This is a genomic window from Streptomyces canus (genome assembly GCF_001514145.1).
GTDB classification, from domain to species: Bacteria; Actinomycetota; Actinomycetes; order Streptomycetales; family Streptomycetaceae; genus Streptomyces; species Streptomyces canus.
Genome location: NZ_KQ948658.1, coordinates 762,036 through 775,767 on the forward strand (window position 1 = coordinate 762,036; position 13,732 = coordinate 775,767).

At 71.9% G+C, this 13,732-nt stretch carries 13 protein-coding genes; 7 read left to right on the plus strand and 6 right to left on the minus strand.

Going from position 1 to position 13,732, the window contains the following annotated elements; genetic code table 11:
- Positions 1-4 precede the first annotated feature (4 nt).
- A complete protein-coding gene (locus tag AQJ46_RS12835) occupies positions 5-424 on the plus strand; it encodes an organic hydroperoxide resistance protein (protein WP_059205677.1) in 420 nt (139 codons plus the stop codon).
- 75 nt (positions 425-499) lie between these two features.
- Here the strand turns inward: AQJ46_RS12835 and AQJ46_RS12840 are convergent, their stop codons facing one another.
- On the minus strand, positions 500-1,651 hold the full coding sequence (locus tag AQJ46_RS12840) for a serine hydrolase domain-containing protein (RefSeq protein WP_059205678.1): 1,152 nt from the start codon (positions 1,649-1,651) through the stop codon (positions 500-502).
- 9 nt (positions 1,652-1,660) lie between these two features.
- Positions 1,661-4,201: a M14 family zinc carboxypeptidase gene (locus tag AQJ46_RS12845; protein ID WP_059205679.1), complete on the minus strand. Its 2,541-nt coding sequence runs from the start codon at positions 4,199-4,201 to the stop codon at positions 1,661-1,663.
- Between the two features lie 175 nt (positions 4,202-4,376).
- Here AQJ46_RS12845 and AQJ46_RS12850 point away from each other — a divergent pair, with 175 nt between their 5' ends.
- The 3 genes from AQJ46_RS12850 to AQJ46_RS12860 are packed head-to-tail and all read left to right on the plus strand — an operon-like array spanning position 4,377 to position 6,552.
- Entirely contained in the window at positions 4,377-5,240 is an 864-nt protein-coding gene (locus AQJ46_RS12850) for a hypothetical protein (RefSeq protein WP_059205680.1), read from the plus strand.
- 24 nt (positions 5,241-5,264) lie between these two features.
- Positions 5,265-6,086 (plus strand): EI24 domain-containing protein, encoded by an 822-nt coding sequence (locus tag AQJ46_RS12855; RefSeq protein ID WP_059205681.1) that lies wholly within the window; start codon positions 5,265-5,267, stop codon positions 6,084-6,086.
- On the plus strand, positions 6,070-6,552 hold the full coding sequence (locus AQJ46_RS12860) for a GNAT family N-acetyltransferase (protein WP_059205682.1): 483 nt from the start codon (positions 6,070-6,072) through the stop codon (positions 6,550-6,552). The genes AQJ46_RS12855 and AQJ46_RS12860 overlap by 17 nt, the downstream gene beginning before the upstream one ends.
- Here AQJ46_RS12860 and AQJ46_RS12865 read toward each other — a convergent pair.
- Both AQJ46_RS12865 and AQJ46_RS12870 read right to left on the minus strand, forming a co-directional pair.
- The gene (locus tag AQJ46_RS12865; RefSeq protein ID WP_059205683.1) at positions 6,500-7,747 is read right to left on the minus strand and encodes a C15 family peptidase; all 1,248 of its coding nucleotides are present in this window, start codon (positions 7,745-7,747) and stop codon (positions 6,500-6,502) included. The genes AQJ46_RS12860 and AQJ46_RS12865 overlap by 53 nt on opposite strands.
- 75 nt (positions 7,748-7,822) lie before the next feature.
- Positions 7,823-8,779 (minus strand): LysR family transcriptional regulator, encoded by a 957-nt coding sequence (locus AQJ46_RS12870; RefSeq protein ID WP_059205860.1) that lies wholly within the window; start codon positions 8,777-8,779, stop codon positions 7,823-7,825.
- A gap of 58 nt (positions 8,780-8,837) precedes the next feature.
- Here AQJ46_RS12870 and AQJ46_RS12875 point away from each other — a divergent pair, with 58 nt between their 5' ends.
- Complete coding sequence (locus tag AQJ46_RS12875; RefSeq protein ID WP_059205861.1) at positions 8,838-9,227, plus strand: RidA family protein; 390 nt, start codon at positions 8,838-8,840, stop codon at positions 9,225-9,227.
- An 11-nt stretch (positions 9,228-9,238) separates the two neighbouring features.
- A complete protein-coding gene (locus AQJ46_RS12880) occupies positions 9,239-9,562 on the plus strand; it encodes a YrdB family protein (protein ID WP_059205684.1) in 324 nt (107 codons plus the stop codon).
- Positions 9,563-9,565: 3 nt separating this feature from the next.
- On the opposite strand, the gene AQJ46_RS12885 is transcribed toward AQJ46_RS12880, so the two are convergent.
- Positions 9,566-10,147 carry a TetR/AcrR family transcriptional regulator gene (locus tag AQJ46_RS12885; protein ID WP_059205685.1) on the minus strand — a complete coding sequence of 194 codons (582 nt, stop codon included), beginning with the start codon at positions 10,145-10,147 and terminating at the stop codon, positions 9,566-9,568.
- A 104-nt stretch (positions 10,148-10,251) separates the two neighbouring features.
- On the opposite strand from AQJ46_RS12885, the gene AQJ46_RS12890 reads away from it, so the two are divergent.
- Complete coding sequence (locus tag AQJ46_RS12890; protein ID WP_059205686.1) at positions 10,252-12,681, plus strand: beta-glucosidase; 2,430 nt, start codon at positions 10,252-10,254, stop codon at positions 12,679-12,681.
- A gap of 73 nt (positions 12,682-12,754) precedes the next feature.
- Here AQJ46_RS12890 and AQJ46_RS12895 read toward each other — a convergent pair whose 3' ends face one another.
- Positions 12,755-13,726 carry an aldose epimerase family protein gene (locus AQJ46_RS12895; protein WP_059205687.1) on the minus strand — a complete coding sequence of 324 codons (972 nt, stop codon included), beginning with the start codon at positions 13,724-13,726 and terminating at the stop codon, positions 12,755-12,757.
- Positions 13,727-13,732 lie beyond the last annotated feature (6 nt).

The window sequence follows — 13,732 nt, forward strand, 5'->3', positions numbered from 1 at the left end:
CCGCATGTCCATCCAGCAGGCCGATGTCCTCTACACGGCCGTCGCCACCGCCGAGAACGGCCGCGACGGCCGTGTCGCCACCGACGACGGCAGGCTCGACGTGGTCGTCGACCCGCCCAAGGAGATGGGCGGCAGCGGCAGCGGCACCAACCCGGAGCAGCTCTTCGCCGCCGGGTACAGCGCCTGCTTCCAGGGCGCCCTCGGCGTCGTGGCCCGCCAGGAGAAGGCCGACATCTCCGGCTCGACGGTCACCGCGAAGGTCGGCATCGGGAGGAACAGCGACGGCTTCGGGCTGATCGTCGAGATCTCCGCGACCCTCCCGAACCTCGACGCGGCCACGGCCCGGGCCCTCCTTGAGAAGGCCCACCAGGTCTGCCCGTACTCGAAGGCGACCCGCGGGAACATCTCCGTGACGTTCGCCTGACGGAGCTCGTTGGTCGTACAGGGCGGAGGCGGCACTCCTGGACGTGGGGTGCCGCCTCCGCTCATGCCCGATGACTCATACGGACAGCGCCGCCCGGTGTACGGCCCGCACGAACCGCTCGTTCTCCGGCGCCGCGCCTCCCGGGAACGCCATCCGGCGCCGGGTGTAGCCGTAGGCCAGGCCGCTGCGGGGATCGGCGAAGGCCTGGGAGCCGCCGGCGCCGCTGTGTCCGAAGGCGCCGGCACCGAGGAAGGGGTGCCACATGTCGGCCGTGGCCTGGAAGCCCAGTCCGTAGGACTTGTGGGCGCGGGCCACCAGGTCGTAGCCGACGGATTGGATCTGGCCCACCTCCGCGATGGTGTCCGGCTTCAGCAAGGGCGGCCGGTCGGCCACTTCGCTGATCGCCGCCGCGTACATCCCGGCCAGCCCGCGGGCGGCCGCCACTCCGCCCGCCGATGCCGGCCCCTTCGCCCGTACGGCACGGGAGTTGGCGTAGCCCACCAGGTCACCCGGGTCCGGCACCTGCTGGTTGAAGGCGATCGCGGCCAGGGTGTGCGGACCTGTAGGCGCCGCGTCCAGCAGGGCCTGCTGCTCGGCGGTGGTGGCCATCGGCTGCACGGAGCGGTAACGGGGTTCCAGCGCCTCGGGCAGCCCCAGGTGGAAGTCCAGCCCGTACGGCGCCCGGATCCGCTCCTCGTACACCTCCTGGAGCGAACGGCCCGTCGCCCGGCGCACGATCTCACCGCTGAGCGCGCCGATCACCAGCGCGTGATACCCGAAGGCCGTGCCGGGGCGCCAGAACGGCTTCTGGTCCGCGAGCCGTTCCGCCACCGCCCGGTCGTCCGTCAGCTCCTGCGCGCTGAACCCGGCGTCCAGCCCGATCACCCCGGCCCGGTGCGCCAGCAGATCGCGCAGGGTCAGCTGGCCCTTGCCCTCGGCCCCGAACTCCGGCCAGTAGTAGGTCACTTTGCGGTCCAGCTCCAGCGTTCCCTCCTGGACCAGGAGGGCGGCCACCAGATGGGCGGCACCCTTGGTCGACGAGAACACGCCGTAGAGGGAGTCCGGTCCGACGCCCTCGCCCGCCCACAGGTCGACGACCCGCCGACCGTGCACATACGCGCTCAACTGCCCCTCGTAGTCGGGCCGTTCGCCCGCCACGAAGGCGGCGAACTGCTCGCGCACCGCCTCGAAGCCGTCCGCGACGGTGCCGTGGATCTCCTGCGTCATCCGCTCTCCTCAACCTCTGCCGCTGCTCGCGTGTGCCATGGTGAACAATGCCCGCCCGACCTGGGCGAACTCCCCCTTCGGGTGATCCCTGAAGAGCGGCTCGGTGCCGAACAGGACGGCGCTTCGGCCGCTGACGACCGAGGCCTGCCCAGCCGCGTCGGCGGGCCCACCGGAGCCGTCCGGCAAGGGCCGCCAGTGCCCGGAGACCAGCGGACTGCCGGTGGCGTACGACTGCTCCACCCGCACCCCCGGCCCGAGATCGGTGAACCAGACCGGCGCGTAGACGAACCCGTGATCGGGAGAGCCCGGGGCCCCGGCCGTCACCAGACCCGAATTCACCACGCGCACCACGCCGTTGGCGTCCCCGTTGCCCTCCACCGGCTTCACGGCCAGCAGCCCCGTGGCCGCGCTCAGTTCGGCCCCGGTGACCCCCCGGCCGACGAGCCCGTGCCCGGCGCCCAGGAAGGTGTCCAGGGCGGTGCGGGCACTGGTGGTGAGGCCATCGCGGTCCAGCCCCGCCGACACGAACAGCACGTCCACCGACGACCAGTCGAAACCGGCGTTCAGGACGGCCGTCGACACCGGGGTGACCTCGAAGTTCATCTCCCGCAGCGCGAACAGCTCGCCGGGGGTCACGGCGGCGGCCACGCGAGTGCGGTGCAGTGCGGCCGTGCCGGTCTGCCGGGTCGCGTCGAGGACGACGTCGTAGGTGCGAGCGGCTTCGGCGGCAAGGTCCCGCGCGGACGCGGGCACGATCGCACTGCCGTCGGCGGCCCGCCGTACCGGAACGCCCTGCCGGAGCAGCGAGTTGAGCGCCGCGATCTCCTGCGGGTCGGTCAGCCGCAGCCGCAGATCTCCGCGTGGCGCGACGTGACCGACGTGCGCGGCGGCCCGGACTGGCCTCAGCGGCGCACCGGCGAGGCTCCCCGACGTCACCGGCGTGACCGTCGCGCCCCACAGCCGGCCCAGACTCCAGCCCGAGATGTCGTACATCACCGAGACCTTGTCGCTGATGTCCCGGCCGTCCGCGAGCAGCACGTTCGCCAGCCCCCGCTTCGGCTGGCGCATGTCGACGACGTACGAGCCCTTCGGATACGTCCGTCCGCCGAGCCGCAGGTCGCGGCTCGCGCGGCTGACGCGGACGTCGTTGGCGAGGAGGTGGTCGGCGAGCCGGGCGGCGGCCGTCGAGCCCGAGGGAATCACGTACGCGCGGGGGAAGCCGGTGGTGTACACGTCCTCGGGCCCGATGCCCGGCACCCCGGGGACGGTCTTTTCGGACACCGGTACCTGTGCGGCACCCGCCGCCCCGCGCCGGAAGACCTCGATCTGGTCCGCGATCAGCGACGTGCGCTTCTTTTGCACGAAGTCGAGCGTCGCCCTGATGGCCGCGCCCGCCACGGCCGTGTTGATCGCGGACCGGCGCCGCAGTTCCGCGACGGGCAGGCTGTCGTAGAGGGAGTTGTTGACGGCCAGCGGGATCTCGACCGTGTGCGCGGCGACCGTGCCGTGGAAGGCCGCGTACTGCGGGGTGAAGATCGGCGGCCAGTCGTCCCAGCCCTCCTCCTGGTCCCGGAAGGGGATCTGCGCGGGCTCGACACCGTCCTTCGCGGGCGTGTAGCCGAGGCCGTTGACGGCGGCCTCCATGCCGAGGGCATTGGCGTAGGTGTTCTTCAGGAACAGGTCGTACTCGTAGTTCTCGCCGTGCGGGGGAGTGGTGGGCTCGATGAGCGTGCCGTTGACGTACCCGTGCAGGTCGAGCATCACGGCCGGCTGCTTGTCGATCTCGATCTGCCGCATCGCCCGCACCTCGGGCTGCGAGGCGGTCACGAAGTCCCGGTTCAGGTCGAAGCCGCCCGCGTTCGCACGGGTTCCGGCGATACGGCCGTCGGGGTTCGCGGTGATGTTGAAGTACAGGCGGGAGTGCGCGAGAAGGCTCTTCGTGCGGGTGTCCTCGGCGGTCGCGAGCTGCTCGATGATCTTCAGGGAGGCGTCCGTGCCCTCCCACTCGTTGCCGTGGATGTTGTTGTTGAAGAAGACGGGCGCCTTGTAACCGGCCTTGATCTCCCCGGACTTGGCGGCGCTCGCGGGCGCGTTCTCGATCAGCTCGCGCATCCGCTCCTGGGCGCGGGCCTGGGCGGTGGTCTCCGGTGCGGTCACGGTCACCAGGTAGAGCCGGTGCCCGCCCGCCGAACGCCCGGCGACCTCGACGCTCACCCGGTCGCCCAGCCGCTGGAGGGCGTTCAGCCGCGGGGCGATCGCGTGGTACGGGGTGAGGCCCAGCTTGACGGACTTGTCCGCCGGGTTCACGGGGTCGGGGGTGAGGACCTGCTCGCGGGGATAGCCGCGGGTGGTGTCCGTGAAGCCGGTGGTGGGGGCGGTGAGCGCCCGCCGGGTGGCGCTCTCCGGGGCCCGGGCCACGCCGCGGTCGCCGGCGCGCTCGCGGGTGGGGGGCTCGGGGTCGGCGCTCGCGCTGTTCGGGGTGAGCAGCAGCGAGCCGGTGAGGGCGATGAGCAGGACAGGTCTCGCAGGAACGGTTCTCGTGGTGTGCACGCGTACCTCCCGAGGGGCTTCCTGAGATCGGTACGGCGAGATGTACCTGTTCGACTCAACCGCAACAAGAGGGAGTTCGTGGCGCGGATGCCACGGATGGCGCAACTCGGGTGCCCGGACGGGGCATGCTGAGAGCGGCGGAAGCGGGCGGCGAGCGAGTCCACAGGAGAGGCCCATGGCAACGATCCCTTCGCTCCCCAGCAGGGACGAAGTACTGCGCATGGCACGGAACACCACCGACATCACCGGCCAGCTCCTGGACACGGCCCAGAACATCACCAGGATCGCGATCAACACCTTCGATCCCCGGGACGGTTCGGGCCCGGAGGTGCTGCGCGTCCTGCGCGAGACGACGGCGGAACTGGCCGAGGCGAGCGCGTCCCCGCAGGCCCAGGAGGCGTTCTACCGGATCGTCGACACCCTCACCCGGCTCGGCACCACCGGCGCTCCACTGGCCGTGCACCCGGTCAGCGAACCGGCGCGGGCGCTGCTGGCGGCGCTGGGCGACAGTCTGCTGCCCCTCCTGGACGCGGTGGAGCCGGCGGTGGAGGAGTTCGCGACCGCGCTGGGCGAACTGGTCGAGGCGACCTCCCCGTTGCTCCCCGCGGCGGCGGGCGTGGCCGCGGGGACACTCCTGGCCCTGACTCCCCTGATCCGCGCGGCGACCGGGGTCATGCGCGACTCGACCCCCGAACTCCGGCGGATCGCCGACGCGTTGACGGCGGCGCTGGCACCGCTGCTGCCCTTGCAGGTGACTCTGGCCGAACGCGCGGCCGCCGCCGGTGCGGGGGCCGTACGGGCGACTCTCCCGCCCCTCGCCGACCTCACGGACGCGGCGGCGGCCACGGCGAAGGCGGCCGGGCCGGTGCTGATCGCCGGTGAGGAACTGTTCGTGTCCGGCCTTGAGCGGCTCCAGCCGGCGCTGATGACCGCGGCCTCCCGCGCGGGCAGCGTGGCACGGGCGGTGGCGGTCAGGGTGTCGGCGGCGGTGTCCCCGGCGGCGGAACAGGGGGTGGTGGTGGCCGTATCCCCGGCCTGACGGGCACCCGGTAGGGTTCGGGACATGCGTGATCTCGGGGCGGGCTTCCACTATCTCCTGAAGGGCCAGCGGTGGGTGGCCCGGCACGGCAAGCAGTACGGTTTCGGCCTGATCCCGGGCCTGATCACCCTGGTGCTGTATGTGGCGGCACTGGTCGCCCTGGCCACCTGGGGCGAGGACTTCGTGTCCTGGGCGACGCCGTTCGCCGACGACTGGTCGAGCCCGTGGCAGGGCCTGTTCCGGGGCTTCCTCACGGTGGTCCTGTTCGCGCTGGCCCTCCTCCTCGCGGTCCTGACCTTTACGGCGGTCACCCTCCTGATAGGCCAGCCCTTCTACGAGAACCTCTCCGAGAAGGTCGACCGGGACGTCTCCCCGGACGGCACGGCCCCCGAGTCCGGCCTCCCGCTCTGGCGCGAGCTGTGGATCTCGGCGCGGGACAGCCTCCGCATCGTCGTCCGGGCCGTCCTGTGGGCGGTCCTGCTCTTCGCCCTGGGCTTCATCCCCGTGGTCGGCCAGACCCTGATCCCGGTGCTCGGCTTCTTCGTGACGGGCTTCTTCCTCACCGAGGAGCTCACCGCGGTGGCCCTCCAGCGCCGAGGCGTCGATCTCCGGGCCCGCCTCACCCTCCTCCGCTCCCGCAAAACCCTCATCTGGGGCTTCGGCACCCCCCTCGCCCTGGCCTTCGTGGTCCCCTTCGTCGCGGTGTTCCTGATGCCGGGCGCGGTGGCGGGGGCGACGCTGATGGCGCGGGAGCTGCTGGGGGAGGAGACCCGGGACGGGGAGGACGAGTCCGAGGGGTCCGACGAGTCCGACGATGAGACGGTGTCCGGTGGGCTCGGCACCTGAGCCGACGGTCCGCTCGGCTACCGCCTCGGACGCGGACGCCGTCTTCCGCCTCCTCGCCGACTTCGCGACCACCTACCGCCCCGACCCCGACCGCTTCACGACCGTCACCTTTCCCGAGGTCCTGCGCGCCGCCGCCGAGGGCCGCGCCGAGTTCCTGGTGGCGGAGCGGAACACCCAGGTGATCGGCTACGCCTACGCGGCCCGGATGCCGACCCTGTTCGCGGGCGGCACGGTGCTCGAACTCCTCGAACTCGCCGTGGACACGCCCCGGCGCGGCCGCGGTACGGGCTCCCGGCTCGTCCGGGCCATGCAGTACCGCGCGCGGCACGCCCAGGACGTGGAGATCACCGTGCCGACGCGCAGGGCTGCCGACTTCTATCGCCGCCTGGATTTCACCGAGACGGCGACCTACCTCAAGTGGCCTTCTCCACCGCCACCACCAGAATCGTCCGCACCTGCGCGATGATGTCCAGCCGGTTCTGCACGAACCCCGGATCGGTCACCGTCCCCGTCGCGGGATCCGTGTTCCCTGCCCCGAACTCCAGCACAGGCGTGTGCACATGCCCACCCGGCAGTACGTCGTGCAGTCCGAGCCGGTCCCGCAGCAGCGTGACCCGGTACGCGATCTCGTTGGAGAGGTAGTTCCCGCCGCCCCCGGCCCGCGCCGTGGACCCCGCGGTCGGCCCGTCCGCCCGTACGACAGGCAGGGTCCCGCCCGCCGGGATCTCGGTCACGCTCGTGTTGTCGTAGACGGGAAAACGCCCGGTGTCCGCGTCCACGATCGCCTTGTACGGCAGCGTCGTCGTCGTCCACTGCGGTTGCGAGGCCGGATCCGCAACCGGCACCACCCCCGTCACCCCGACGTTGTCGTTGTCCGGAAAGCCGCCCCGCCAGGCCCCGTTGGTCCGTTCGACGTCGAACCGCCCCACCCGCCCCTGACTCACGGTCGTGAAGAGATCCACCTTCTTCAGATACGGCCGCAGCGCCCGCTCCACGGTCCGGTCCGTGAAGTCCTGCCACCGCACGGGAAAGACGACGGTCTCCACCCGCGCAGGACCCTCCGCCGTCTCGATCACCGTCCCGTCGAGCGCGAGCGCACTCGCCCCGGACGGATTCGAGATCCGTATGTCCCGGTCCAGCGTGAACGGATCGAATCCGGTCACCAGCACCCGCTTCAGCCGGTCCCCGCCCGGATACCGCACAGCGGTCTGCCCCCGCGAGGTCCGCTCCAACTCACCCAGCAGGGCGGCGCGTTGTTCTTCGGAGAGTCCGAAGGACGGCTCCCAGGTGCGCACTTCACGGGTCATCCCCAACCGCGCCCAGTACAGGGGCCGATCGTCGTCCCGGCTCAGATCCCCGCCGGCCGGCCCCCGCCCCTGCGCCCGGTCGACGGCCCGCTTCCACAGCGCGGACCCCTGCCGTACGACGACCTTCCGCGCCTCCGCGTAGGAACGCGCCGTTCCGAGCGCCCGCGTGAAGCGGAGCGGCACGGCGTCGAATCCGGACCGTTCGAGGATCTCCCGCGGCACGGCACGGTCGAGCCGCTGCTCCTCCACCGTGGGCGAGGGCGTGGTCGCGGCCGCCGCCGGGCTCGCGGGGACCGCCGACCCGGCCAGCAGGACCATGCCGAGGATGCCGATCCGAACACGTAGGGATGTCAAGGGAGTTCAGGTCCTTCCGTCGCTGTGGGGCGCGAGTGGTGCCGGACGACGGCAGTATCGCGTGACGGAAGTGGTCTACGCCATAGGGGCCGACGTACCGGGAATCCGCCCCGCCGCCTCCCGCAGCACTCCGACGAACGCCTCCACGGCCGGCGACGGCGACCGGCCCCGCAGCACCGCCGCGTACACCGCCCGCGCCGGAGCCCCCTCGTCGAGCACCGGCAGCAGCACGACGTCCGGCCGCACGGACTCCGCGGCGAGCGCCGGTACCAGCGTCACGCCGAGCCCCGCGGCGACGTACCCCTGCTTGGCGGTCCACTCGCCGACGACATGCGCGATCCGCGGCCGGAAGCCCTGCCGCAGAGCCGCGTCGAGAAGCGTCCCCTCGGGGCGAGGGCTCCCGGAGATCCAGTCGGCGTCCGCGAGCCGCCCGAGCCGCACCGGGCCGCCGCCCTCACCCACCAGCGGATGTCCGGCCGGGACGGCGACGTACAGCGACTCGTCGAGCAGATGGCGCAGTTCGTATGCCGACAGCGGTGCGCCGCCCGTCGTGGAGACGACCGCGAGATCCAGCCGCCCCTCGGTGAGCCGGTCGAGGAGTGACGGCGTGAGCCCCTCCTCGCGGGAGACCCGCACACCGGGATGGCGGGTGCGGAAGGCGCCGAGGGCGTGCGGGACCAGCGCCGCGTCCGCCGTCGGGAACGCCCCGAACCGCAGTCGCCCGCCCGCCACTTCACGCAGCGCGGCCAGTTCGCGCGCGGCCGCGTGCAGCGCCCCGGTGACGGTCTGCGCGTACGGCACGAGCGCCCGCCCGGCCTCCGTCAGCCGTACGCCCCGCGGCAGCCGGTCGAACAGCGGCGCCCCGCCCAGCGCCGCCTCCAGCGAGGAGATCTGCCGGGACACCGCCGACTGCGTCCAGCCCAGGGTGCGCGCGGCCACGGTGAACGACTCGTGCCGGGCGACCTCCAGGAAGACCCGCAGCCAGACGGTGGCGAGGTCGGGAGGAAGAGCGGTGCGATGCGGGTTCGGCATGGCAGCCATGCTGGACATTCGCTTGTCGCATCGCAAGGGCGGACCTAGCGTCGACGGCATGCAGATCACCCTCGACAACCCCGCCGGCGCGCCCCAGCCGCTCAGCCCCTACTACTCCCAGGTCGCCCGCGTCGAACAGGCCGACGGCAGCGCCCTGTTGTTCGTCTCCGGCCAGATCGCCGAGGGTGCCACGCTCGCCGAGCAGTCCCGGGGCGTCTTCGAGACCCTCGCCGCGCTGCTGGAGGCGCACGGGGCGAGCCTGTCCGACGTGATCAACATCCGCACCTGTCTCACCGACATCTCCGAACTGGAGGAATACGGCGCGGTACGACGGGAGTTCCTCACCGGCACCCCGCCCACCAGCATGACCTTCGAGGTGTCCCGGCTCTTTCGGCCGGAGGCGCGGATCGAGATCGAAATCGTGGCGGCGGTGCCGACGGGCGGGTGATACTTCCGCCCATGAAGGCAGCCAACCTGGGCGTTCTCTTCCTGATCGAGCTCGGTGCCCTGGCGGGTGCCGCGTACTGGGGTTTCACCCAGGACGTCGGCGCGTCCTGGCTGCTCGGTCTCGCCGCACCCGCCGTACTCGTCGCCCTGTGGGCGCTGTTCGGCTCACCGCGCGCGAAGTACAAGGCCAGGGGCGCCGGTCGCGTCGGCTTCGAGGTGTTCTGGTTCGGGGCGGGCGCGCTCGCCCTGTTCGCCGCCGGAGCCCACGTCTGGGCGTTCGCCTTCGCCGTCGTCTGCGTGGTGAGCAAGACACTAGCCGTCGCCTGGAGTCGGTGACCCTCACTCCGCCGTCTCGCCCAGCAGTCGCAGGAAGTCCCGGAACGCCCCGGGCATGTCCACCGACTCCGGGTCCAGCAGCCACTGGTACTGCAGGCCGTCCATGACCGCGACCAGCAGCGGCGCGGTGCGTTCGGGGCTCAGCCCGTTGGGGAGCCGGTCGCCGTACTCGGCGCGGAGGGCCACCGTCATCGACGCGCGCACCCGGGTGTAGCGGTCGGTGAAGTACTCCCGTGCCGGATGCCCTTCCGTCACGCTCTCGCCGAGCAGCGCCGAGAAGGTCTGGATGATCCCCGGCCGCATCGCGTTGTACTCGACGAGCGAGGCGAGCAGGTCGACCCGCCAGCTGCCGTTCGGCACCGCGTCCCACTTGTCCCGCTCCTCCAGCACCGCGACCAGCAGCGCGTCCTTCGTCGGGAAGTGGTGCAGCAGCCCCTGCTGGGTCAGCCCGACCCGGTCGGCCACCGCGGCCAGGCTCGCGCCCCGGTAGCCGCGCTCGGCGATGACCTCCAGGGCCGCCCGGACGATCTCGGCCCGGCGCTCCTCGCTTCTGGTCCTGGCGTTCATGGCGTCACCGTACGACATCCGGATAAGCGATATGTAACAGCAATATAACGAAACCTACCACTCACCAGGTAATCGATGCACGATGAGAGGCCCCGCACGGACTTCAACGAGGAGGCACCGACATGGCGGCACCCACTCCCGCCGACCAGGCCCGCGAGGCGGCCGTCGAGGCGGCGCTGGCAGGGCTCGACCTCGATGCCAAGGCAAGGCTCCTGTCGGGCCAGGACATGTGGACCCTGCCCGCGCTCCCCGAGATCGGCCTGGACTCCCTCGTCATGTCGGACGGCCCGATCGGTGTCCGGGGCGTGCGCTGGAGCGCCGACGACCCGTCGATCGCCCTGCCCTCCCCGACCGCGCTGGCCGCCGGCTGGGACCCGGAACTCGCCCGCCGCGCAGGGGTGCTGCTCGCCCAGGAGGCCCGCCGCAAGGGCGTCCACGTCCTCCTCGCCCCCACCGTCAACCTCCACCGCTCCCCGCTCGGCGGCCGCCACTTCGAGGCCTACAGCGAGGACCCGTACCTGACCGGACGGATCGGCGCCGGGTACGTCACCGGCGTACAGGAGGGCGGTGTCGGCACCACCGTCAAGCACTTCGTCGCCAACGACGCCGAGACCGACCGCTTCACGGTGAACAACCTGGTCTCCGAACGCGCCCTGCGCGAGCTGTACCTGGCGCCCTTCGAGCTCATCGTCGAGAACGCCCACCCGTGGGGCATCATGACCGCCTACAACACGGTCAACGGCACGACGATGACCGAGCACCACCACCTGGTCAACGAAGTCCTGCGCGGCGAATGGGGATTCGACGGCTACAACGTCTCCGACTGGATGGCCGCCCGCTCCACCAAGGCCGCCATCGAGGGCGGCCTCGACGTCGCCATGCCCGGCCCGACGACCGTCTACGGCGAGGCTCTCGCCCAGGCCGTGCGGGACGGGGAGGTCGAGGAGAGCGCGGTCGACACCGCCGTACGCAATGTGCTGCGGCTCACCGCCCGCGTCGGCATCCTGGACGGTGCCGAACCCGTCGTCACCGAGCTTCCGGAGACCGTCGACGGCATCGAACTGGCCCGCGAGATCGCCCGCCGCTCCTTCGTGCTGGTCCGCAACCAGGGCGCGCTCCCGCTGAAGGCCGGCACGGTCGCCCTCATCGGCGCCGCCGCCCGCGACGCCCGTGTCCTCGGCGGCGGCTCCGCCACCGTCTTCCCGGACCGGATCGTCTCCCCGCTCGACGGCCTCACCGCCGCCCTCCCCGAGGGCACCCTCAGCTACGCCGTCGGCGCCGACCCCAACACCGAACTCGCCGCCGCCGACAAGGGGTTCAGCCTCGAAGCGGTCTGCCGGGACGCGGCCGGCGAGGTCATCGGCGCGACCTCGGTGCCCAGCGGCCAGATCCAGTGGATGGGTTCGGACCTCCCCGAGGGTGTCACCCACGACCGGCTGCACACGGTCGAGTTGACGGGCACCTTCACCCCGCGCGAGAGCGGCACCCACACCTTCGGCATCAAGGGACTCGGCGCCTTCAAGCTGGCCGTCGACGGCACGACGTACTACGACGACGTCCAGCGCACCGACACGGACGACCCCTTCGTCACCTTCTTCGGCGCCCCCGAGCCCCGTGCCCAGGTCGAACTGACCGCGGGCGAGCCGATCGAGGTCTCCCTCACCCACGTCGTCGTCCTCCCCGAGGACATCCCGATGAAGGTCGTCACGTTCTCCCTCGCCCACCAGGACCCACGGCGCGACCCCGACGAACTGATCGCCGAGGCCGTCGAGGCGGCGCGCGACGCCGACACGGCCGTCGTCGTGGTCGCCACCACCGAGCGCGTCGAGTCCGAAGGCTACGACCGCAAGGACCTCGCGCTGCCGGGCCGCCAGGACGAGCTGGTCCGCGCGGTCGCCGCCGCCAACCCGAACACCGTCGTGGTCGTCAACTCCGGCTCCCCGGTGGAGCTGCCGTGGCGCGAGGACGTCGCCGCCGTCCTGCTCGGCTGGTTCCCCGGCCAGGAAGGGGGCGCGGCCCTCGCCGACGTGCTGACCGGCGCCCACGAGCCAGGCGGCCGCCTCCCCACCACCTGGGGCACCCTGGCCGACGCCCCGGTCACCCGGGTCGATCCAGCGGACGGCGAACTCCCTTACAAGGAGGGCGTGTTCATCGGATACACGGCCTGGGAGAAGGAGGGCCGCACCCCGGCCTACCCCTTCGGCCACGGCCTCGGCTACACCGACTGGACCTACGAGTCCGTCGAGGTCCGCGGCACCACCGTCCGGGTCCGGCTGCGCAACTCCGGTTCCCGCGCGGGCCGTGAGGTCGTCCAGGTCTATCTGGCGCCCGCCGGGCCCGACGCCGAGCGCCCGGCCCGCCGGCTCGCCGGATTCGCGGGGACCGCGGCCGGTCCCGGCGAGAGCGTCGAGGTCACCGTGGAGATCCCGCGCCGGGCCTTCGAGATCTGGGACGAGAAGACCTCATCGTGGTCGTATGTGAAGGGTTCGTACGAAATCCAGGTGGGGCGCTCGATCGGCGACCGCCGGGTCACCGCGACGATTAACGTCTGATCCGAGAGGGCACAGCCCTCACACAAGCAGCCCCGGCCCGGGACCTGACCCCTGGGCCGGGGCTCGTCCGTGTCTACCGGGTCGTGAATCCGTAGACCGTCTCCGAGCGATAGGTCTCTCCCGGCCGCAGCACCGTGCTCGGGAACTCCGGCCGGTTCGGGGAGTCGGGGAAGTGCTGGGTCTCCAGCGCGATGCCGTCGCCGGGCGCGAAGGGCTCGGGCAGATGGTCCGCGGTGTACAGCTGGAGACCCGGCTCGGTGGTCGCCACCGTCAGCACCCGGCCGGATGCGGGGTCGGACAATTCGGCGACCTCGACGGCCCCTTCGGTGATCCCCTTGTCGAGCACGAAGTTGTGGTCGTAGCCCGCGCCGACCTTGCGCGTCCGACGGAAGTCGAAGCGGGTGTCCGCGACCTCCTCGATCCCGGTCGGGATCAGATCGGCGTCGACCGGGGTGAACCGCGAGGCGTCGATCCGCAGTTCGTGCCCGCCCGCGTTCCCGGAGCCGGCCAGGTTGAAGTAGCTGTGATTGGTCAGGTTGACGATGGTCGGCGCGTCGGTGACCGCCTCGTACGAGATCCGCAGCGCGCCCGACTCGTCCAGGCTGTACGTCCCCGAGACCTCGAGGCGCCCCGGGAAGCCCTCCTCGCCGTGCGCGCTGACCCGGCTCAGCCGCACCCCGTGCTCGCCGGCGGGCTCCATGTCCCACACCCGCTTGTCGAAACCGCGCTCGCCGCCGTGCAGGGAGTTGGGCGCGTTGTTGGGGGCGAGGGCGTAGGTCAGCCCGTCGAGCTCGAAGCGGCCGCCCGCGATCCGGTTGGCGTACCGCCCGATGAAGGCGCCGAGATACGGACCGGAGTGCTCCAGATACCCCTCCAGCTCGGCGAACCCCAGCACCACGTCCGCCGTCCGCCCGTCCCGGTCCGGAACCTCGACCGACTGCACGATCCCGCCGTACGACAGGATCCGCACGCGGACGCCCGCGCGCTCCAGGGTCCAGCGGTGAACCGGGGTGCCGTCGGAAAGTGTGGCGAAGAGTTCGTTCATGTGCGG

Coding starts and splice junctions, on each gene's coding strand:
- AQJ46_RS12835 (WP_059205677.1), top strand. CDS start 5: ATGTCCATCCAGCAGGCCGATGTCCTCTACACGGCCGTCGCCACCGCC.
- AQJ46_RS12840 (WP_059205678.1), bottom strand. CDS start 1,651: ATGACGCAGGAGATCCACGGCACCGTCGCGGACGGCTTCGAGGCGGTG.
- AQJ46_RS12850 (WP_059205680.1), top strand. CDS start 4,377: ATGGCAACGATCCCTTCGCTCCCCAGCAGGGACGAAGTACTGCGCATG.
- AQJ46_RS12855 (WP_059205681.1), top strand. CDS start 5,265: ATGCGTGATCTCGGGGCGGGCTTCCACTATCTCCTGAAGGGCCAGCGG.
- AQJ46_RS12870 (WP_059205860.1), bottom strand. CDS start 8,779: ATGCCGAACCCGCATCGCACCGCTCTTCCTCCCGACCTCGCCACCGTC.
- AQJ46_RS12875 (WP_059205861.1), top strand. CDS start 8,838: ATGCAGATCACCCTCGACAACCCCGCCGGCGCGCCCCAGCCGCTCAGC.
- AQJ46_RS12880 (WP_059205684.1), top strand. CDS start 9,239: ATGAAGGCAGCCAACCTGGGCGTTCTCTTCCTGATCGAGCTCGGTGCC.
- AQJ46_RS12885 (WP_059205685.1), bottom strand. CDS start 10,147: ATGTCGTACGGTGACGCCATGAACGCCAGGACCAGAAGCGAGGAGCGC.
- AQJ46_RS12890 (WP_059205686.1), top strand. CDS start 10,252: ATGGCGGCACCCACTCCCGCCGACCAGGCCCGCGAGGCGGCCGTCGAG.
- AQJ46_RS12895 (WP_059205687.1), bottom strand. CDS start 13,726: ATGAACGAACTCTTCGCCACACTTTCCGACGGCACCCCGGTTCACCGC.